18 protein-coding genes and 1 pseudogene are annotated in these 20,056 nt (G+C 69.1%); 8 read left to right on the top strand and 11 right to left on the bottom strand.

Going from position 1 to position 20,056, the window contains the following annotated elements:
* The first annotated feature begins 153 nt into the window (after nucleotides 1–153).
* Nucleotides 154–1,671: a hypothetical protein gene (locus tag ACE2AC_RS19740; RefSeq protein ID WP_375689509.1), complete on the top strand. Its 1,518-nt coding sequence runs from the start codon at nucleotides 154–156 to the stop codon at nucleotides 1,669–1,671.
* 4 nt (nucleotides 1,672–1,675) lie between these two features.
* On the opposite strand, the gene ACE2AC_RS19735 is transcribed toward ACE2AC_RS19740, so the two are convergent.
* Entirely contained in the window at nucleotides 1,676–2,176 is a 501-nt protein-coding gene (locus tag ACE2AC_RS19735; protein WP_375689507.1) for an Lrp/AsnC family transcriptional regulator, read from the bottom strand.
* Nucleotides 2,177–2,432: 256 nt separating this feature from the next.
* Between ACE2AC_RS19735 and trxB the strand changes: the two genes are divergently transcribed.
* The 3 genes from trxB (at nucleotide 2,433) to ACE2AC_RS19720 (ending at nucleotide 7,060) form a co-directional block, all read left to right on the top strand.
* Nucleotides 2,433–3,437, top strand: a complete 1,005-nt coding sequence (gene trxB / locus ACE2AC_RS19730) for a thioredoxin-disulfide reductase (protein ID WP_375689505.1) — start codon at nucleotides 2,433–2,435, stop codon at nucleotides 3,435–3,437.
* Between the two features lie 228 nt (nucleotides 3,438–3,665).
* Complete coding sequence (locus ACE2AC_RS19725) at nucleotides 3,666–5,744, top strand: bifunctional sulfate adenylyltransferase/adenylylsulfate kinase (RefSeq protein ID WP_375689503.1); 2,079 nt, start codon at nucleotides 3,666–3,668, stop codon at nucleotides 5,742–5,744.
* A gap of 218 nt (nucleotides 5,745–5,962) precedes the next feature.
* Complete coding sequence (locus ACE2AC_RS19720; protein WP_375689501.1) at nucleotides 5,963–7,060, top strand: tRNA-dihydrouridine synthase; 1,098 nt, start codon at nucleotides 5,963–5,965, stop codon at nucleotides 7,058–7,060.
* Nucleotides 7,061–7,172: 112 nt separating this feature from the next.
* On the opposite strand, the gene ACE2AC_RS19715 is transcribed toward ACE2AC_RS19720, so the two are convergent.
* The 4 genes from ACE2AC_RS19715 to ACE2AC_RS19700 form a co-directional block, all read right to left on the bottom strand.
* Nucleotides 7,173–8,072: an SPFH domain-containing protein gene (locus ACE2AC_RS19715; RefSeq protein WP_375689499.1), complete on the bottom strand. Its 900-nt coding sequence runs from the start codon at nucleotides 8,070–8,072 to the stop codon at nucleotides 7,173–7,175.
* Nucleotides 8,073–8,184: 112 nt separating this feature from the next.
* Entirely contained in the window at nucleotides 8,185–9,075 is an 891-nt protein-coding gene (locus ACE2AC_RS19710; RefSeq protein WP_375689497.1) for a PhzF family phenazine biosynthesis protein, read from the bottom strand.
* Nucleotides 9,076–9,249: 174 nt separating this feature from the next.
* Nucleotides 9,250–9,486 (bottom strand): DUF1150 family protein, encoded by a 237-nt coding sequence (locus ACE2AC_RS19705; RefSeq protein WP_375689495.1) that lies wholly within the window; start codon nucleotides 9,484–9,486, stop codon nucleotides 9,250–9,252.
* A gap of 3 nt (nucleotides 9,487–9,489) precedes the next feature.
* On the bottom strand, nucleotides 9,490–9,903 hold the full coding sequence (locus ACE2AC_RS19700; protein ID WP_375689494.1) for an Hsp20 family protein: 414 nt from the start codon (nucleotides 9,901–9,903) through the stop codon (nucleotides 9,490–9,492).
* A 184-nt stretch (nucleotides 9,904–10,087) separates the two neighbouring features.
* Here ACE2AC_RS19700 and ACE2AC_RS19695 point away from each other — a divergent pair, with 184 nt between their 5' ends.
* Genes ACE2AC_RS19695 through ACE2AC_RS19685 form a run of 3 tightly spaced genes read left to right on the top strand, consistent with a single transcriptional unit; the run spans nucleotide 10,088 to nucleotide 11,918 of the window.
* Nucleotides 10,088–10,312: a YdcH family protein gene (locus ACE2AC_RS19695; protein WP_375689492.1), complete on the top strand. Its 225-nt coding sequence runs from the start codon at nucleotides 10,088–10,090 to the stop codon at nucleotides 10,310–10,312.
* 60 nt (nucleotides 10,313–10,372) lie between these two features.
* Nucleotides 10,373–10,861: a 5-(carboxyamino)imidazole ribonucleotide mutase gene (purE, locus tag ACE2AC_RS19690; RefSeq protein WP_375689490.1), complete on the top strand. Its 489-nt coding sequence runs from the start codon at nucleotides 10,373–10,375 to the stop codon at nucleotides 10,859–10,861.
* Entirely contained in the window at nucleotides 10,854–11,918 is a 1,065-nt protein-coding gene (locus ACE2AC_RS19685; RefSeq protein WP_375689488.1) for a 5-(carboxyamino)imidazole ribonucleotide synthase, read from the top strand. The genes purE and ACE2AC_RS19685 overlap by 8 nt, the downstream gene beginning before the upstream one ends.
* Nucleotides 11,919–11,927: 9 nt before the next feature.
* Here the strand turns inward: ACE2AC_RS19685 and ACE2AC_RS19680 are convergent, their stop codons facing one another.
* From ACE2AC_RS19680 to ACE2AC_RS19670, 3 genes and pseudogenes are all read right to left on the bottom strand, one after another.
* On the bottom strand, nucleotides 11,928–13,778 hold the full coding sequence (locus ACE2AC_RS19680) for a peptidoglycan -binding protein (RefSeq protein WP_375689486.1): 1,851 nt from the start codon (nucleotides 13,776–13,778) through the stop codon (nucleotides 11,928–11,930).
* Between the two features lie 3 nt (nucleotides 13,779–13,781).
* A pseudogene (locus ACE2AC_RS19675) lies at nucleotides 13,782–15,007 on the bottom strand (biopolymer transporter ExbB).
* A gap of 56 nt (nucleotides 15,008–15,063) precedes the next feature.
* Nucleotides 15,064–15,606 carry a gamma-glutamylcyclotransferase gene (locus tag ACE2AC_RS19670; protein ID WP_375689484.1) on the bottom strand — a complete coding sequence of 181 codons (543 nt, stop codon included), beginning with the start codon at nucleotides 15,604–15,606 and terminating at the stop codon, nucleotides 15,064–15,066.
* A 105-nt stretch (nucleotides 15,607–15,711) separates the two neighbouring features.
* Between ACE2AC_RS19670 and ACE2AC_RS19665 the strand changes: the two genes are divergently transcribed.
* A complete protein-coding gene (locus ACE2AC_RS19665) occupies nucleotides 15,712–16,722 on the top strand; it encodes a DUF2125 domain-containing protein (RefSeq protein WP_375689482.1) in 1,011 nt (336 codons plus the stop codon).
* A gap of 6 nt (nucleotides 16,723–16,728) precedes the next feature.
* Here ACE2AC_RS19665 and ACE2AC_RS19660 read toward each other — a convergent pair whose 3' ends face one another.
* The 3 genes from ACE2AC_RS19660 to hisC are packed head-to-tail and all read right to left on the bottom strand — an operon-like array spanning nucleotide 16,729 to nucleotide 19,894.
* Entirely contained in the window at nucleotides 16,729–17,892 is a 1,164-nt protein-coding gene (locus ACE2AC_RS19660) for an extensin family protein (RefSeq protein WP_375689480.1), read from the bottom strand.
* On the bottom strand, nucleotides 17,889–18,809 hold the full coding sequence (locus ACE2AC_RS19655; RefSeq protein ID WP_375689478.1) for a prephenate/arogenate dehydrogenase family protein: 921 nt from the start codon (nucleotides 18,807–18,809) through the stop codon (nucleotides 17,889–17,891). Before ACE2AC_RS19655 ends, ACE2AC_RS19660 begins: the two co-directional genes overlap by 4 nt.
* On the bottom strand, nucleotides 18,809–19,894 hold the full coding sequence (gene hisC, locus ACE2AC_RS19650; RefSeq protein WP_375689476.1) for a histidinol-phosphate transaminase: 1,086 nt from the start codon (nucleotides 19,892–19,894) through the stop codon (nucleotides 18,809–18,811). The genes ACE2AC_RS19655 and hisC overlap by 1 nt, the downstream gene beginning before the upstream one ends.
* Nucleotides 19,895–20,056: the final 162 nt, after the last annotated feature.

The raw sequence follows: 20,056 nt of genomic DNA, 5'->3' as shown, positions 1-20,056 counted from the left end.
GGCGTCGCTTTTCCGGCGCCGGGGGTTTCCTTTTGCCCGACCCCGCTGGCGCATTCCGGTCACGCGCCGCCACCGCCCGCCGCGGCGCCCTTGCCCGGCCGCGGGCCCGCCCCTACGGTCGCCCGGCCCGCGGGGCGGAACGGGGACGACGGCATGGCAAGACAGGATCGCGGCTGGGACGTGCTGGGCATCGTGCTCGCACTCGCGGGCCTTGGCTGGATGCTCTGGACCAACCGCCACTTCTTTCACGACGACGCCTACATCTCGCTCCGCTACGCCCGGCATCTCGCCGACCACGGCGTGCTGGAATGGAACCTGGGCGAACGGGTCGAGGGCTATACCAACTTCCTGCACGTGATCCTGACCGCGGGGCTGATCCGGCTGGGTCAGGACCCGGTCGTCGCGGCGCAATCCCTGAACGCCGCCGCCGCGCTGCTGCTGGTCGCCGCCACCACCCTCGGTGCCCGCCGCGTCGCCCCCGCCAACGGCCCGGCCCGGATGCTGGCGCTGGCCACGCTGGGGCTGACGCCGGGCCTTGCGATCTGGGTGCTCGGCGGGCTCGAGGCGGTGCCGCTCGCCGCCTGCCTCGCCTGGGGCACGCTGGGTCTGATGGCCACGACTGACAGCGGCCGCACCGCGCCCGCGCTTCTCGGCGGCCTCGCGTTCTCGCTCGCAGTGCTGATGCGGATGGACAGCGCCGTCTTCATTGCGGCCGCCGGGCTGGCGGCCCTGCTCTTCGCGCCCGGCGCGCTGCCCCGGCGGTTCGCGCTGGCCTGCCTGCTGGCCGCCCTGCCGGCGGCGGTCGCCTTCGGCCACATGGCCTGGCGGCTCGAATACTACGGCCTGGCCTTCCCGCTGACCTTCTACGCCAAGACCGGCGTGCCGCTGTCGCTGCGCCTCGGCTTCGTGCGGACCCTGCCGGTCTACCTGCTCTTCGGCGTGCCGATGCTGCTGCTCGCACTGCCGGCCGCCCTGGCCGCGCTGGCGCTGCGGGTCCCCGCATCCGCCAGGGCCCTGGCCCTGCCGCTCCTCCTGCAATCGGCCTACATGCTCTGGTCCGGCGGCGATCACATGCCCGCCGCGCGGGTCGCCGTGCCGATGGCCGGGGCCGCCGCGCTGATGCTGATCGCGATCCCGCGTGCCGCCACGGCCCTGTCGGCCCTTGCCGCCGCCCTCACCCTCGCCATCGCCCTGCTGCGCCCGCCGCTGCCGATGGACCCGGCCGCCTTCGTTGGCACCATCGTCGGCCGGCACCTGGCCACCTGGCCCGCGGGGCAGACGATCGCGCTGGCCACCGCCGGGTCCACCCCGTTCCACGCCGACGGCCACGTCTACATCGACCAGCTGGGCCTCAACGACCCGGTGATCGCCCGGCGCGAGGACGTCCCGCTGCGCACCCCGGCACAACTTTGGCCCGGCCACGGCAAGGGCGACGGCGCCTACATCCTGTCGCGCAAGCCCGACGCGATCATCCTCGGCTATGCCGAGGGCAACCGCGTCGACGATCCGAAATTCCTGAGCGATGTGGAGCTGGGCGAAGACCCGGAGTTCCGGCGCTGCTACGCACCGCGCACCGTCGACCTGCCCTTCGGAGAAGAGATGGAGCGCCGCAATCCCGGCCGCCCGAACCCGATCACCTTCACCTGGTACGCCCGGACCTGTCCGGACTGACGCCTCAGGCGATCCGGTTCAGCCGTTCCTCAAGCACGTCGAAGGGCACGCCCGGTTCGTCCTTGGCGTTGCGGATCACCAGCGAGGTCTTCACGCTCGCCACGTTCTCGGCCGCCGTCAGCTGTTCGGTCAGGAAGGTCTGGAAGGTCGAGAGGTCCGGCGCGACGCATTTCAGGATGAAATCCACCTCGCCGTTCAGCATGTGGCATTCCCGGACCAGCGGCCACGCCCGGCAGCGCGCCTCGAAGGCCGACAGGTCGGCCTCGGCCTGGCTCTGCAGCCCGACCATGGCAAAGACCTGCACCTCGAAGCCCAGTTCGCGGGTGTCGACATCGGCGTGGTAGCCGCGGATGTAGCCCTGCTCTTCCAGCGTGCGAACCCGGCGCAGGCACGGCGGGGCCGAGATCCCGACACGCCGGGCCAGCTCCACGTTGGTCATCCGGCCATCGGCCTGCAGCTCGGCCAGGATCTTCCGGTCGATGGGATCGAGTCGGCCAACGGCCATCGCTACCTCCGTCTTGATTTTGCGAAATGTATAGCAGCCCGCCCCGTCCGCGCAAGATTGTTTCAATGAGGCGCAACATTCTTGTCGCAACGTCCTGTCGCGCTCGGCGCGGGATGTGCCGGACCCGCCCGCCGGGGCGCCCGGAATCCCGCCGCCTTCCGCCTTTCGCACAGCGAATGCCCGCCCTGCGCCATCCCGGCCTTCACTCCCCCGGCCCGACTCTCTATATGCAACGGACCAACCATCGGAGGATGCCATGTCCCAGGAACGCCGCACCAAGGTCCTCATCATCGGCTCCGGCCCGGCCGGATACACCGCGGGCGTCTACGCCTCGCGCGCGATGCTGGAACCGATCCTGGTGCAGGGGATCGAACCCGGCGGCCAGCTCACCACCACCACCGAGGTCGAGAACTGGCCCGGCGACACCGAGGTGCAGGGCCCCGACCTGATGGTCCGGATGGAAGCCCACGCCAAGGCCATGGGCTGCGAGGTGATCGGCGACTACATCACCGACCTCGACCTCTCGAAACGCCCCTTCGTCGCCAAGGCCGACAGCGGCACCACCTTCATCGCCGACGCGGTGATCCTGGCCACCGGCGCGCGCGCCAAGTGGCTCGGCCTCGACAGCGAAGAGGCCTTCAAGGGCTTCGGCGTCTCGGCCTGCGCGACCTGCGACGGCTTCTTCTACCGCGGGCAGGAGATCGTGGTGATCGGCGGCGGCAACACCGCCGTGGAAGAGGCGCTGTTCCTGACCAACTTCGCCTCCAAGGTCACGCTGATCCACCGCCGCGACGAACTGCGCGCGGAACGCATCCTCGTCGACCGGCTGATGAAGAACGAAAAGATCGAACCGCTCTGGCACCACGTCGTCGAAGAGATCGTCGGCGAGGACAGCCCCAAGGGCGTCACCGGCATCCGCGTGAAACACGTCGACACCGGCGAGATCACCGAGATCCCGGCCAAGGGCGTCTTCGTCGCCATCGGCCACGCGCCCGCCTCGGAACTGGTCAAGGACCAGCTCGAACTGCACCACGGCGGCTATGTGAAGGTGAAGGACGGCTCGACCGAGACCTCGATCCCCGGCGTCTTTGCCGCGGGCGACCTGACCGACCACAAGTACCGCCAGGCCGTCACCTCGGCCGGCATGGGCTGCATGGCCGCGCTCGATGCCGAACGGTTCCTGGCCGAACACGGCCTGGCCGAGGGCGACACCACCCTGCCCCTCGGCCACGGCGCACCCGAGACCGAAGGCGCCAACTGACCCGATCCGCGGGCGGCCCCGGCAATTTCGGGGCCGCGCCGCCACGCGGCGCCGCTGACGCGCGCCGCTTTCCGGCCCGAACCGGAAACCATTCCCCCCGAGACTGCCCAAACGTCAACGACCCGGCGACAATGCCGGTGAAAATCCGCCAACGGCGGCTTTTGCCCTTTTCTGCAGGTGCGAAGAGTGAGATGTGTTCAGCGCTGAACATATTTCGAGTCGCCTGACATGAATGCCCACCCGACCCATTCGACGCTGCCGGAGGACGATCAACTCTTCCGTCTCCTGCGTCAGGTGGAAAAGGCGCCCGAGGCCTCGCAGAGGACCACGGCGGAGGCATTGAACATTTCTCTCGGCCGGCTGAACGCTCAGCTCAGGGCCGCCACCGAGGCGGGCCTGATCGCGGTGGTAGGCCGCGAAAGCCCCGACCGACGCCAGCGCGTGGCCTATGCGCTGACCGAACGCGGGGTCGATCTGAAAGCCCGGCTGATCAACACATTCCTTGCCCGGAAATTCTCGGAATACGCGGCGTTGCACGCGGAACTGACCGGTTCCGTCAGCGACCTCGCCCCCCTCAAGTACAGGAGCACTTTGATGCAATCCAACCTCGCCCCCATCCCGGAGCTCTACGTCTCCTACGAGAGCGCCCAGAAGCTCAAAGTCGACGCGGCCGATCTGACCTCGTGGGACCTGACCCCGCGCCAGATCTGCGACCTCGAGATGCTGATGAACGGCGGCTTCAACCCGCTCAAGGGCTTCCTGTCCGAGGCTGACTACAACGGCGTCGTCGAGAACATGCGCACCGCCGACGGCGCGCTGTGGCCGATCCCGATCACCCTCGACGTGAACGAGAAATTCGCCGAGTCCATCGAGATCGGGCAGGACATCGCCCTGCGCGACCAGGAAGGCGTCATCCTCGGCACCATGACCGTCACCGACCGCTGGACCCCGGACAAGTCGAAAGAGGCCAAGATGGTCTTCGGCGCCGACGACCTCGCGCACCCGGCGGTGAACTACCTGCACAACCACGCGGGCAAGATCTACCTCGGTGGCCCGGTCACCGGCATCCAGCAGCCCGTCCACTACGACTTCCGCGGCCGTCGCGACACGCCGAACGAACTGCGCGCCCTGTTCCGCAAGCTGGGCTGGCGCCGCGTCGTGGCCTTCCAGACCCGCAACCCGCTGCACCGCGCGCACCAGGAACTGACCTTCCGCGCCGCCAAGGAAGCCCAGGCCAACCTGCTGATCCACCCGGTCGTCGGCATGACGAAACCCGGTGACGTCGACCACTTCACCCGTGTCCGCTGCTACGAGGCGGTGCTGGACAAGTACCCGGGCTCGACCACCACGATGTCGCTGCTGAACCTCGCCATGCGCATGGCCGGCCCGCGCGAGGCGGTCTGGCACGGCCTGATCCGCGCCAACCACGGCTGCACCCACTTCATCGTCGGCCGCGACCACGCCGGCCCGGGCAAGAACTCCCAGGGCGAGGATTTCTACGGCCCCTACGACGCGCAGGACCTCTTCCGCGAGTACCAGGACGAGATCGGCGTCGAGATGGTGGACTTCAAGCACATGGTCTACGTGCAGGAACGCGCCCAGTACGAGCCCGCGGACGAGATCGAGGACAAGGACAACGTCACCATCCTCAACATCTCGGGCACCGAGCTGCGCCGCCGCCTGGCCGAGGGCCTCGAGATCCCGGAATGGTTCTCCTTCCCCGAGGTCGTGTCGGAACTGCGCAAGACCAAGCCACCGCGCTCCAAGCAGGGCTTCACCGTGTTCTTCACCGGCTTCTCCGGCTCCGGCAAGTCGACCATCGCCAACGCGCTGATGGTCAAGCTGATGGAGATGGGCGGCCGCCCGGTGACCCTGCTCGACGGTGACATCGTGCGGAAGAACCTCAGCTCCGAGCTGGGCTTCTCCAAGGAACACCGCGACCTGAACATCAAGCGGATCGGCTACGTCGCATCCGAGATCACCAAGAACGGCGGCATCGCCATCTGCGCCCCGATCGCGCCCTACGCGGCCACCCGCCGCCATGTCCGCGAAGAGATCGAGCAGTACGGCGCCTTCATCGAGGTCCACGTCGCGACCTCGATCGAGGAATGCGAAAAGCGGGACCGCAAGGGCCTCTACAAGCTCGCGCGTGAGGGCAAGATCAAGGAATTCACCGGGATCTCCGACCCCTACGACGTGCCCGAGAACCCCGAGCTCCGGGTCGAGACCGTCGGCGCCGACGTCGACAACTGCGCCCACCAGGTGCTGCTGAAACTCGAAAGCATGGGCCTCATCGCCGCGCACTGACCGGTGTGACAGTCCAGGATCAGGACGGGCGGCCCCGAAAGGGGTCGCCCGTTTCCGTTGCGGGCCGGGGGCGCAAACCCGCCGAAACTGCCCATGTTTCCATCACAACGTGGCCTCCGCGGCCCTGTTTTTCACGGGTTCGACAGCGGCGCAGGCAAGATTATTGACTTATTGGTAAAAAATTACGGTGCTGGGGGGACCAACCCTGGGGAGGCACCATGCCAACTGAGCTTACCACGACCTTTACCGGCCTGAAGTTCGTCAACCCGTTCGTCCTGGCCTCCGCGCCGCCGACGGAAAGCAAACGCAAGATCCTGAAGGCGTTCGAGGCAGGCTGGGGCGGTGTCGTCACCAAGACGATCGGCCTGCACCCGGTCGAGAACGTCGCCGGGCCCAAGACGATCTACCAGCGCGCAAGCGAGGAAAAGCCCTACGTGTCGCGCATCAAGCGGCCCGACACCGTGTCGCATTCGTCGTGGAACTGGGAACTGATCTCGGACCAGCCGCTCGACCTCTGGCTGCCCGACCTCGAAGAGATCAAGACCACCTATCCCGACCGCATGCTCATCGCCTCGATCATGGCCGGCGCGGGCAGCGAGGAAGAGCTGGAGAACTGGCGCAAGCTGGCACGGGCCGTCGTGGCCGTCGGCTGCGACGCGATCGAGCTCAACATGTCCTGCCCCCACATGGACCGCAAGGACATGGGCGCCAACATCGCCAACGACGAGGACATCATCCGGTCGATCCTCAAGGCCGTGACCGGGGCGGTCGACGTGCCGATCTGGGTCAAGCTCACGCCCTCGACCTCGACCCTCGTCGATGCCGCGGGTGCCGCCTACGACGCGGGCGCCGCGTCGATCTCGCTCTGCAACACCTTCCCCTCCCTCCCGCTGATGGACCCCGAGACCCTGAAGTTCGAGGTCGAAGTGGACGGCTACGTGACCTCGGGCGGCCTCGGCGGGCTCGCGATCCTGCACCAGGCCCTGCAGCGCGTCTCGGACGTCTCGCGCGCGTACCCGGACAAGTCGATTTCCGGCATCGGCGGCATCCGCGGCTTCCGCGAGGCCTTCAACTTCATCGCGCACGGTGCCGGGAACCTTCAGGTCTGCACCGCGGCGATGGAGGAAAAGGGCAGCGGCGGCATCGGCGTGAAGCTCATCCAGGAGCTGACGGGCGATCTGTCCGACTACCTCGAACGCAGCGGCTATGCCTCGATCGAGGCGTTTCGCGGGATCGCCCGCGAGCGGATCGTCGAACACGCCCAGATCCGCCGCAAGAGCGAGGCCTACAACGGCGGCTACTCGAAATCCGCCTGAGGCGGCCGCAATCCGCCACCCCGGAACGGCCCCGGAATGACAGGACCGGCGCACCGCGCCGGTCCGACCCTGCAAGGGTTGCGTGCCGCAGGGCTCGACGCGCCCGGCGCCGTCACTCCCCGTCCGGCTCCACCATGCCCAGGACCGCCTTGTCCACCCCGCTCCGCGCGCTGCCGGTGACAAAGACCACGCGTCCACCCGCCTGCGCGGCGGTGGTGACCGCCTCCATCTCGTTGACCGAGATGAAGAAATCCAGCGCGTCCTTCTCGATCAGCCCCGTTTTGTCGGTAAACTTTGTCAGCGCCTCGGCATTGCCCTCGGCGATGATGTTGCGAAAGGCGGCATAGGCCTCGCCCCGGATGCGCAGGGATTCCCCCTCGGCCTGCGCGGCGGCAACCGACTTGATGCGCAGCGCCTCGCCCTCGTTGGTGGCGGCCTCCTTCAGCCGCTGCGCCGCGATCACCCGGTCGAACGCCTCGCGCAGCTGGACCGAGGGCTGCGGATCGTCCACCAGCACGTTCTCGATCTTGAACCCGAACTCGCCCATCCGCACCGCCAGCGTCCGCTCCACGTCGGTCTCGAACGCATCGCGCGAGCGGAAGAGGTCGTCGAAGGTCATGTTCGACGCGGTGGAACGGACCTGGTTCACCACGTAGGACCGGATCTGCGCATCGGGATCGTCGAGGCGGTAGAAGGCGTCGCGCTCGCCGCCCTCCTTCACCGCGAACTGCACCCGGATCGGCACCACGACAAAGGCATTGTCCGAGCTCTTCACGCCCACGTCCTCGGCGATCTCGCGCACGCGGAGCGAGAAGTTCGAGGTCGCCGTCTGGATCGGCCAGGGCAGCTTGAACGACAACCCCGCCTGCCGGACCGAGCTGAAGCGCCCGAAGGTCTCGATCAGGCGGACGTTCTGCTGGCCGGTGATCACGATCATCGACGGCAGCAGCACGGCCACGACAAAGATCGCGACGATGACGAAGAAGACGAAGTTTGGGATTCCGGAGTCCATGACGGTCCTTTCTGCGGCCACCCGGCGGGATCGACGCCGGGGATGGCCGTCATTCAATACTGAAACGCATCCGTTTCAAAGGCTTGACTATGCCCGCGGGCGGCGGCGCGGCTCACAGCTCCAGCGTGCCGCGCATCAGCACCGTGCCGGACCCGCCGACCCTGACCCCGGTGATTGCCTCGCGCGGGCCCAGCACCTCGACCTGCGCGGCGCCGGGGCGGCCCATGTCGTGGCCCTGCTCGGCGGTGAAGGCCGGCCGGTCCAGATGCCCGCGCGCCCAGAGATAGGCCGCCATGCACCCGGTGGCAGAGCCGGTGAAACTGTCCTCTTCCGGCCCCGGCGGCCGCATCAGCAGGCGCGAGAACGTGTCGCCGGCCGCCGTCGCCCCCTGCGGCGTGGTCAGGAACACCATCCGGCAGTCGGTGTCGGCGGCGTCGAGGAAGGCGGCGATGGCGGCATGATCCGGCACCGCCCGCCGCAGCGCCGCGATGTCCTTGAGCGGCAGGATGCAGAAGGCCGACCCGGTCGACACCGTCTGCGGATCGTCCAGCACGTCGGCCACGCTCAGGCCAAAAAGGGCGGCCACCGCGCCCCGGTCGTAGACCTTGCCGAACACGGGCTGCGCCTGCGTCATCGTCACGACCGGCGCCGCGCCGTCGCGACCCGTCACCGTGATCGGCAGCACGCCCGACCCGACCTCGAGCGTAAAGGCCGCCCGCCCGTCCTGCAGCCGCACCAGCCCCCGGTCGAGGAGCGAGATCACCGTCGCCACCGTCGGATGCCCCGCCATCGGGATCTCGCCGTCCGGCAGGTAATACCGCGCCCCGAAATCGGCCCTGTCCGAGGGCACGAGGTAGGCGCATTCTGACAGCCGCGTCTCGCGCACCAGCGCGATGCGACGCTCGACGGGGATCTCAGCGGCCCCGTGCACGACGACACAGGGGTTGCCGCCCATCGAGGTGTCGGTGAACGCGTCCACCCAGTCGAACTCGTAGCTGGCCATGGTGCCCTCCGGTGCGTTGCCCGGCGCAGGCTCCGCCGCGCCGCACGCCATGTCAACGCTCCGCGCCCGCCGCGTGGCCCTCAGCTCCGCCGGCCCCAGATACCCCGGTCCGCGCCAAAGAAAAACCCCGCCGTTCTCACGGCGGGGCTGCAACCCATCGACCCTGTCCGGCGCTCAGTGCACCGCGACCGGCTCGAAATCGTTCTGGCGGGCCAGCACAAAGGCCAGCTTGCGGTCCTTCACCAGCGCCAGACGCTCGCCGTCCTCGTCGTGCACGGCATAGATCGTCTCGGCGCCCATGGCCTGTTCCTGCACCTCTTCGGGCAGGTCCTCGACCGCCACCGGGCGGATATAGACGATCCGGTGGCCGTGATCCTCGGCCTCTTGCGGCATGTCGTATCTCGTATCCATCGCTCAGTCCTTCCTGATCTTGATTGTCTGGACAACGCGGTCGGGCTCCGCCCGGTTCAAATCCACGTGCAACAAGCCGTTTTCCATCGACGCCTGGCCCACCTCCACGCCCTCGGCCAGCACGAAGCTGCGCTGGAACTGGCGTGCCGCGATGCCGCGGTGCAGGTAGATGCGGCCCTCGCCGTCGTCGCGCTGGCGTCCGCGGATCACCAGCTGGCGATCCTCGACCGTGACGGCCAGGTCGTCTTCCGAGAACCCGGCAACCGCCAGCGTGATGCGATAGGACGTGTCGGAGGTCTGTTCGATGTTGAAGGGCGGGTAGCCTTCGTTGCCGCCCTTGGCGTTGCGCTCCATCAGCCGTTCCAGCTGCTCGAAGCCCAGGAGGTAGGGGTGAGACCCCAGTGTCATCTTCGTCATCGACATGCCCTTCGGTAAAGCGACCGTCTGTCCGGGGCCCCTGCCACAGGCGACCCCCTCGACTGGAAATATGGGGGCTGTTCCGGACCCGCGCAAGTCGGCCCCGCGGAATCCGCTCGGGGCTTCCCCGAGGGACGGTGGCACTGTATTCTCGTCGCAACAGCCACCGGACGGACCGCGCGCCATGAATGCCCAGACGGATATCTCGATGAAGACCGACGAGGTCCTGCGCGTGGAGCTGGAGGTTTTCCGCCAGCAGCACCGCGACCTCGACGAGGCCATCGTCGCGATGCAGGACCGGGGCACCTCCGACCAGCTGACCCTGCAGCGCCTGAAAAAGCAGAAACTGCGGCTCAAGGACCTCATCGCCCGGATCGAGGACCGCCTGACCCCCGACATCATCGCCTGAACGTTGCACCCGCCGCGCCATTCGCTATGACGGGGCAAAGGCAGCGACAGGGGACGCGACATGGCTGACGTTCAGGTTGGAATCATCATGGGAAGCCAGTCGGACTGGCCCACGATGAAAGAGGCCGCCCTCATCCTCGACGAACTGGGCGTGACCTACGAGACCCGGATTGTCTCGGCGCACCGCACCCCCGACCGGCTCTGGGCCTACGGCAAAGAGGCCGCGGGCCGCGGCCTCAAGGTGATCATCGCGGGCGCCGGCGGCGCCGCGCACCTGCCCGGGATGATGGCGTCCAAGACCCGCGTCCCGGTGGTGGGCGTGCCGGTGCAGACCCGGGCGCTCTCGGGCGTCGACAGCCTCTATTCCATCGTACAGATGCCCAAGGGCTACCCGGTCGCCACCATGGCGATCGGCGCGGCGGGGGCCGCCAACGCGGGCCTCATGGCCGCCGGCATCCTCGCCACCTCGGACACGGAACTCGCCATCCGCCTCGACGCCTGGCGCGAGGCGCTGTCGGCCTCGATCCCCGAGGTGCCCGTCGATGAGTGAGGTGAAGACCATCGGCATCCTCGGCGGTGGCCAGCTCGGCCGCATGCTCTCGGCCGCGGCTTCCCGCCTCGGGATCGCCTGCCACGTCTATGAACCCGGCGCGAACCCGCCCGCCGCCGACGTCGCCCGCGCCTGCACCACCGCCAGCTACGAGGACGAGGCGGCGCTGCGCGCCTTTGCCGAAAGCGTCGACGTCATCACCTACGAGTTCGAGAACATCCCGACCTCGGCCCTCGACCTGCTGGAAACCATCCGCCCGATCCGTCCGGGACGCGAGGCGCTGCGCGTCAGCCAGGACCGGCTGACCGAAAAGTCCTTCCTGCGCGATCTCGGCCTCGCCACCGCGCCCTTTGCCGACGTGACCGATGCCGCCTCTCTCGACGCGGCTCTGGCCGAGATCGGCACCCCCGCGATCCTCAAGACCCGCCGCTTCGGCTATGACGGCAAGGGGCAGGCCCGGATCATGACCCCCGCCGACGCCGCCGCGGCGCTGGCCGACATGAACGGCGCGCCCGCGATCCTCGAAGGCTTCGTCGATTTCTCGATCGAGGTCAGCGTCATCGCCGCCCGCAACCCCGATGGCGACGTGGCCTGTTTCGACCCCGGCGAGAACGTGCACGAGGACGGCATCCTGCGCCGCACCACGGTGCCCGCCGCCCTGCCCGTCCCGCTGCGCATGGACGCGGTGCTGCTGGCGTCGAAAATCCTGAACGCCCTCGACTATGTCGGCGTGCTGGGGGTCGAGCTCTTCGTCACCCGCAACGGCCTCGTCGTGAACGAGATCGCACCGCGGGTCCACAACTCCGGCCACTGGACGCAGAACGGCTGCGCCGTCGACCAGTTCGAACAGCACATCCGTGCGGTTGCGGGCTGGCCGCTCGGCGACGGCAGCCGCCATGCGGACGTGGTGATGGAGAACCTGATCGGCGACGACATGGACCGGGTGCCCGCGCTCGCGAAACAGGCCGACGCGGCGCTGCATCTCTATGGCAAGGCGGAAAGCCGTCCGGGCCGCAAGATGGGCCACGTGAACCTCATCCGCCCGAAAACCGCCTGATCCCGCGCCTCAGCGCTCGGTCAGCTTCAGTTCGATCCGCCGGTTCTGGGCGCGCGCCTCGGGGCTGTCGCCCTCGGCGATCGGCTGGTACTGGCCAAAGCCGTTGGCCGACAGCCGTTCGGGCGGAATGCCCAGTTCCTCGGACATGAAGCGCACCACCGACAGGGCCCGCGCCTGGCTCAGTTCCCAGTTGTCGGCGAACTGCGCATTGCCGGTCAGCGGCACGTTGTCGGTGTGCCCGTCGACCCGCAGGATCCAGTCGATGCCCTCGGGGATCTCGGCCGACACGTCGCGGATCAGCGCCGCGACATTGGCGATCTGGTCCCGCCCTTCGGACGACAGCCGCGCCTCCGCCGGGGCAAAGAGCACCTCGGAGGAGAACACGAACCGGTCGCCCACGACCTGCACGCCCTCGCGTTCGGCCAGCAGGTCGCGCAGCCGCCCGAAGAAATCCGACCGGTACTTCTCCAGGTCCTCGTTCGCCGCCTCCAGCCGCTTGCGCTCGGCCTCTTCCAGCTCGGCCCGGCGGCGCTGTTCCGCGGCCGCCTGTGCCAGCGCCGCGTTCAGGTCTCGGCCGAGGTTGGCCATCTCGACCCGGTTGGCGGCGTCACGGTCCTTGGCGTCGTCCAGCACCGCCTGCAGCGCGCCAAGCTGCGACCGCAGCTGCGACACCTGCTGGTTCAGAAGCTCCGCCTTGCGCCGGCTCTCGGCCGACAGCGCCTCCTGCTCGGCCAGTTCCTTCTGCGCCTGGCGCAGCAGCACCTCGCGCTGTTCCGCCTCGCTCAACCGCGTCCCGGCGGCCTGCTCGGCGGCCAGCTTCGCGGCCAGCGCGGCGGCCAGCTGACGCGCGATCTCGTCCCGGTCCGATGTGTCGATCTCCCGCGCCAGCGCGTCGCGCTCGGCCTCGGCCGCCGCCAGCGCGGCCCGCGCGGCCTCGAGGTCGTCGGTCAGGCTGTCCACCCGGCCCGTCGTCTCGTCGCGGGTCACGAGCGCCGCGGCCAGCTGCGCGGTCAGGTCGTCGCCCTTGTCGCGTGCCGCCGCCAGCAGGGTCAGCGTGTCCTCGGCCCGCTTGCGCTGTTCCTCCAGCGCCAGCGTCATCGCCGTCAGCTCATCCTCGGCACCTTTCAGGCGTTCGCGCAGGGCCTGCGCCGCCGCCGCCTCGGCCAGCCGCGCCTTTTCCTCGTCCGACAGGTCCTCCTGCAGCGACGCCACCTGGTCGCTCAGCGCGACGTTCTGCTGGTCCGCCTCGGCCGCCTCGCGGCGCAGGTCGGCGATCAGCGCCTCGAGCGCCTCGCGCCGGGCGGCCGAAAGCCGCGCCGCCTCGGCCCCGGCGTCGATCTCCTCGCGGGCGCGGGCCAGCGCCAGCTGCAGCGCCTCCTGGTCCGAGATCAGGGCCTGCCGCGCCTCTTCCAGGTCGGCGACCTGGTTTCGCGCATCGTTGCGCTCGGCCAGCAGCGCCGCCACCTGGGATTCGAAATCGGTGATCCGCGCCCGCGCCGTGCGCAGGTCCGCGGTGACCTGGTCGCGCTCCGAGGTGAGCGAAGCGATCAGCGCCGCCTGCGCCTCGGCCTGGTCCTCGGCATCCGCGAGCGTCGCGTTCAGCGTGCCGAGGTCCGCCTGCAGCCGAGTTGTGCGGTCCCGCTCCATCCCGAGCGCGCGCGCCAGTTCCGCCAGCTCGCCGCTCAGCTCGTCCAGCTGGCTCTCCTGCCCGGTGATGGTTTCCTTCAGCACGAACTGCACGACCATGAAGATCGTCAGCACGAACATCAGCACCAGCAGGAGGCCGGTCATCGCATCGACGAAGCCGGGCCAGATCGCGTGCTGGTTCCGATGGCTCGAATTGCGGCGCGACAGGGCCATGGATCAGCCCTCCTGGCCGCCGCCCGCCTTCTTGACCGGCGCGCGGTGCACGTCGCCAAAGGCCGAGGGACGGCGCGCGGTGGCCTGCACCGCCTTGGCCAGCGCGGCCAGGTCGGTGCGCAGCTCGGTCATCGTCTCCTGACGGCCGGCGGAAATTTCCTCGAGGATGCGCAGCATCTGCACGTCGATCGACCGCAGGCGCATCCGGCTCTCGGCGTCGATCCCGTCGCCGCCGGTCTTGGCCATCAGCTCCAGCAGACGCTCCTGCCCCTCGGCCACCCGCTCCAGCGCCGGGATCACCGGGTTCGCATCGGTCTGCGCCTCGATCCGTCCGGCCAGCGCGGCAACCGCGTCGGCCAGCGATCCGACCCGTTCCTCCAGCATCGACCGGCTGACGTCGGACTGGGTGAACATCGTCTGCAGGCTTTCCATCTGCTCGGCCATGTGGTCGACCATCCCGGCCATCGCGCCATGCTCGCCGCCCTCGCCCGCCTCGCTGGCAAACGACACGCGGGTGATCGTCGACATCCATTCCTCGAGCTCGCGGTAGAACCGGTTCTGCCCCTGCCCCGCGAAGAGCTCGAGGAGCCCCACCACCAGCGATCCCGTCAGGCCCAGGAGCGAGGAGGCAAAGGCCACGCCCATCCCCCCAGCTGCGCTTCGAGGCCGGTCATCAGGCGGTTGAACACCTCGACCCCGCCTTCGCCGTCCTGCGGCGCGAGGCTGCGGATGGTGTCGACCACCGCCGGAACTGTCGTGGCCAGGCCATAGAACGTGCCCAGAAGGCCAAGGAAGATCAGCAGGTTGACGATGTAGCGCGTGATCTCACGCGCCTCGTCGATCCGCATCGCCACGGATTCCAGGATCGAGGTCGACGAGGTCGAGGAGATCTGCATCCGCTTCGACCGCGACCTGAGCAGCGTCGCCAGCGGCGTCAGCAGTCGCGGCGCGCGCACGCCCTCGTCGTCCAGCCGGTTGCCGACGAACGCCTCGATCCAGCGGACCGAGGCGATCAGCTGCGCCACCTGCCAGAAGCACGAGATCACGCCGATCCCGAATACCACGACGATAAAGCCGTTGAGGAAGGGGTTCGCCATGAACACCGGCAACACCCGAGGGGCGGCGATGAAGACACCGAAACCGGTCAGCCCGAGCACGATCACCATCAGCATGATCTGGCGGACGGGTTGGGAAAACTGCGTATGGGCCTCGCGGTCCGGCTGGTCCATTCGGGGGACGTGTCCTGACACTGGTTACTTTGCCTGATTCTACGGGGTGGCCCGGATCAAGCCAAGGATTTATCCACGATATCACGGACCCTTGCCGCAATTCGTGACAATTCGGGATCGTCGATGCCCAGGGTTTCCAGGTGCGTGACGGTCGACCACAGGTATTCCCGGTTCGGACCGCGCCCGCCATGGGCATGGGCGATGATCTCGGCCTGCCGTTCCTCGCTCAACCCGCCGCAGTACTGACGGTGGTCGCGGTCCACCACATAGGCCAGCGCCTCGACCTGCCGCCCGTCGTCCAGCCGCAGCGGCAGCACCCGCTCGACATAGGCGGACGAGATCAGTTCACGCTCCCGCAGCGCGGCCAGGATCGCCGCCTGCCCCGCCTCGGGAATGCGCAGCGCGAGGCCCCGGCAGGCCGCATCCGCCATCGCGTCGAGCGCCAGCACCAGCCCCGGTTCGGCCTCGGACCCGCGGTGGTGGATCGAGCTCATGCAAAAGCTGCGGTGATAGCCCGGCAGGGTCGCGGTCACCGCCTCGGCCGGGTCGAACTCCGGGTTCCACATCAGCGATCCGTAACCGAACACCCAGGACGTCATGTCGCTGCCCTTTCCTGCCACTGGCACCATGCCCCGCGACCGGCTATGCCTCGGGGGCCGGTCACCCGGTTACCATTTCGCCGCGCGGATCAGAAGGGGGCCGTCTTGAAACGCCTGTTCACCATCATCGCCGTCATCCTCGTCACCATGGTCGTGGCCTGGACCGGCTACTGGTTCTTCGCCGCCGGCAAGCTCGAAAGCGCCTATGCCAACTGGTTCGACGCCCGCCGCGCCGACGGCTGGCAGGCGGAATACTCCGACCTCTCGGTCGGCGGTTTCCCCTACCGCTTCGACACCACCTTCACCGATCTCGACATCGCCGATCCCGAAACCGGCTGGGCCTGGACCGCGCCGATGTTCCAGATCGTGGCGCTGGCCTACCGCCCGAACGAGGTCATCGCGATCTTCCCCGGCGACAGCACGCTGTCCACGCCCGAGGCGCAGTACACGATCACCAACGACGACCTGCGCGCCAGCATGCGGGTCGGCGCCTCGTCCCGGCTGCCCCTGCGCGAGGCGCGGCTGGTCGGGTCGAACATCGCCGTGACCGAAGAGGACACGCTGGGGATCGACACCCTGCGCGTCGCGGTCGAATTGCTCCCCGGTGCCACCAGCGACTACCGCATCGGCTTCTACGCCGACGGCATCACCCTGCCCGACCCCTTCCTGAACCGCGTCGCGGGCGAGGTCGCGCTGCCGCCCGAGGTGACCAAGATCAATGTCGACGCCGACGTGAAGTTCGACGCGCCCTGGGACCTCGACGCGCTCGAGGACGCCCGCCCGCAGCCGACCCACGTCCGCCTGCGCATCGCCGAGGCCGAATGGGGCCCGCTCAAGATCTCGGCCACCGGAGAGCTGAGCATCGACGAGGCCGGCCTGCCCACCGGCGAGATCGCGATCAAGGCCGAGAACTGGGAAGCCATGCTCGAGGTCGCGGTCGCCGCGGGGGCCATGTCCGAAGGCACCGCCACCGCCATCACCCGCGGCCTGACGCTGGTCGCGAACCTCTCGGGCGGACGCTCCGACAGCCTCAACGCCACCATCTCGTTCCGCAACGGCCGCGCCTTCCTGGGCCCCGTGCCGCTGGGGCCCGCGCCGGTTCTGCTGCTGCGCTGAGGCGCGTCAGCGGCAGTAGGTGCCCGACCGGTAACGCGCCGTGTCGAAGTGGAAGTGATCCTGGTGGAAGCGGTCCGATTTCGGACCCAGCACGGTGCCGAACGGACCGCAGGCCGACCGGTGCAGCGCCTGGAGCACCGGCCCCAGCTTGGGGTCGCTCCAGTGGTTCAGCACCGTGACCTCCTGCCCGTTGCGCAGCCGGAACCCCGCGATGTCGATCGCGTGGCCCTTGCCGTGTTCCGAGATCCGGGCGCCGCGCTGGTTGTTGCGCGTCCGGCAGGCGTAATGCGCCGCGACCCGCAGTTGCACCAGCCCGTCGCCATAGCCCTTGAGCGCGGGCCGCGCCGCCTGGCCGACCCAGGCGTTCAGCGCCCGCGCGGTGGTGCAGTCCATCACCGCGTGGGTCGACAGCGAGATCCCCGAGACGGATGAGACGCGGACCGCCTCGTCCAGCCCGCAGGCGGAATTGGAGGAGCTGACCTTGCCCACGAAGATCCCCTGGATCGACGGGTCGCCGCAGATCTTCTGGCCGGTGCGCCCGGTCTCGACCCGCTTGGCGTTGTCCTCGACGTTGCGGGTCCGGGTCCGCGGCCGCAGCAGCGCCATCAGGGTGTTGTCCTTCGGTTCCGCCTCGGGCTGCACGCCCAGGTCCTCGGGGGTGGGCGCGTTGGCCTCGGTCGGCGGCGGCGCGGGCGACGGCCCGTCGGTCGCCGTCTCGAGCCCCAGCATCCCCAGCACGGTGTTCGGGCGCTCGGCCGTGTCCGGCGCGACGCCGACATCCTGCACCGTCGAACCGCGAGCCTCCGGCGCGGCCTCGGCCACAGCTTCGGGTGCGGGGGCCGGTGCGGCCTCGGGCTCAGGGGCCAGCCCACCGGGCCGCACGCGGGGCCGCAGCGCCGTGCGCGGCGCTGCGGCCGATGCGCTGGCAGCAGGGGCGTCCGTCGCGGCGGGGGCCGGTGTCGGTGCGGCGGGTTTCGCCGCGGGCCGGACCGGCGGCGCCACCTGCGGCGCGGTCTGGGCCACCGGCGCCGGCGCGGCCGTCTCGGCCGGTGCGGGCGCCTCGGCCACGGCGTCGCCGCCACGGGCGACGGGTCTCAGCGACTGGGTCGGCGGCGCAGCCTGGGCCGCGCCTGTGGTGGCGATCGCCAGGAGGATCGCCAGCCGTTTCATGACCGCTTGGTGCCCCGGCCGAAGTCCGGCGCATCGGTGTCCTGCCCGGCATCGATGATGCCGCGGCGGATCGCGCGGGTGCGGGTGAAATAGTCGTGCAGCAGATCGCCGTCCCCGGTCCGGATCGCCCGCTGCAACGCAAAGAGCTCCTCGGTGAAGCGGCCCAGAATCTCCAGCGTCGCGTCCTTGTTGGTCAGGAACACGTCCCGCCACATGGTCGGGTCCGAGGCCGCGATGCGGGTGAAATCCCGGAACCCCGCGGCCGAGTATTTGATCACTTCGCTGTCTGTCACGCGTCTCAAGTCATCTGCCACGCCTACCATGGTATAGGCGATAAGGTGCGGCGTGTGCGAGGTCACGGCAAGAACCAGGTCGTGATGAGCGGGATCCATCTCATCTACATGTGCGCCCATGCCTTCCCAGAGCGCCCGCAGACGGGCCACCGCCTCGGGGTCCGACCCCTCGACCGGCACCAGCAGCGACCAGCGGTTGTCGAAAAGCTCCGCAAATCCCGAGGTCGGGCCGGAATGCTCGGTCCCCGCCAGCGGGTGCGCGGGGATGAAGTGCACCCCCTCGGGGATGTGCGGGCCGACCGCCTCGATCACCGATCCCTTGACCGACCCGACATCCGTCACCGTCGCGCCCGGCTTCAGGTGCGGCGCGATCTCCTCCGCCACCCGGCCCATGGCCCCCACCGGCACGCAGAGCACCACGAGGTCCGCGCCCTCGACCGCCTCGGCCGCCGTGTCGCAGACCCGGTCGCAGAGCCCGATCTCGCGCGCGGTGTCGCGGGTCGCCGCGGTCCGGGCATAGCCCGTGACCTCTCCGGCCAGCCCGCCACGCTTCATCGCCCAGAACATGGACGAGGCGATCAGCCCCAGCCCGATCAGCGCGACGCGATCATAGACCTGTGCCATCAGCGCACCCCCTTGAACGTGCCGATGGCGTGGATCACCCGGCGGCAGGCGCTTTCGTCGCCCACGGTGATCCGCAGGCAGTTCGGCAGGCCGTAACCCGCGACCTTACGCACCAGGATCCCGTTGTCCTTCAGCACCTTGTCGCAGTCCTCGGCCCGCTTGGCATCGGCGAACCGCGCCAGGACAAAGTTCGCATGGCTCTCGTCGCAGTCCACGCCCATCTGCACCAGCTGCTGACGCAGCCAGTCCCGCCAGCGCGCGTTCTCGTCCCGGCAGCGCCGGGTGAAGTCCACGTCGCGCACCGCCGCCTCGGCCGCCGCCATCTGCCCCTCGGACAGGTTGAAGGGCTGCCGGATACGGTTCAGCACGTCGATGACCTCGCGCCGGGCATAGCCCCAGCCGATCCGGAGACCGCCCAGCCCGTGGATCTTGGAAAACGTTCGCGTCATCACGACGTTCGGGTAGGCATCGACCAGCGAGGCGCCGCCGTCAAAGCCATTGGCGAATTCCGCATAGGCGCCGTCGAGCACCAGCACCACGTGCTCCGGCAATCCGCCCGCCAGGCGCTCCAGCTCCGCCTCGTCCAGCATCGTGCCGGTCGGGTTGGCCGGGTTGGCGATGAACACGATCCGGGTGCGGTCGCTGACCGCGCGCAGGATCAGGTCGACGTCGATCCGCCGCTCCTTCTCGGCCACGGTCACCGGCGTCGCGCCGACCGCGTGGGCCAGGATCGGGTACATCGAGAATCCGTGCTCGGTGGTGATGACCTCGTCGCCCGGTCCGGCATAGGCCTGTGCGATGAACTGCAGCACCTCGTCCGATCCGACACCGCAGATGATGCGGTCGGGGTCCAGCCGGTGGACCTCTCCGATCGCCCGGCGCAGCGGCGCGTGGTCGGTGTTGGGATAGCGATGCAGGTTGACCGCCGCCCGCAGGTAGGCCTCGCGCGCCTTATCCGAGCAGCCGTAATGGTTCTCGTTCGAAGAGAGCTTGAGAACCTCGTCACGGCCCTCGATCTGCGCCTGCCCGCTCACGTAGAGCGCGATGTCCATGATACCCGGCTGCGGCCGGAGCGGATCGGTCATGTCAAACACCCCGTAAAGTCCGCCCCTCTTAGCGAAGCCGCCGGGCAAGGGCCAGTGTCCGCGAGGCCGCAGGCCCGTCCGGTGCACGATGCTCTCCGCCCGGCTGGCCCAAGCGCAACACCGCCCGGTCGCAGGCCTACCCAGCCCCGCAGACCTGCCCTT

Source organism: Pseudooceanicola sp. LIPI14-2-Ac024 (genome assembly GCF_042188925.1).
Taxonomy (GTDB): domain Bacteria; phylum Pseudomonadota; class Alphaproteobacteria; order Rhodobacterales; family Rhodobacteraceae; genus Pseudooceanicola.
Note: the sequence above shows the minus strand (reverse complement) of the source record. Positions and strands in the feature narration are given on the sequence as shown.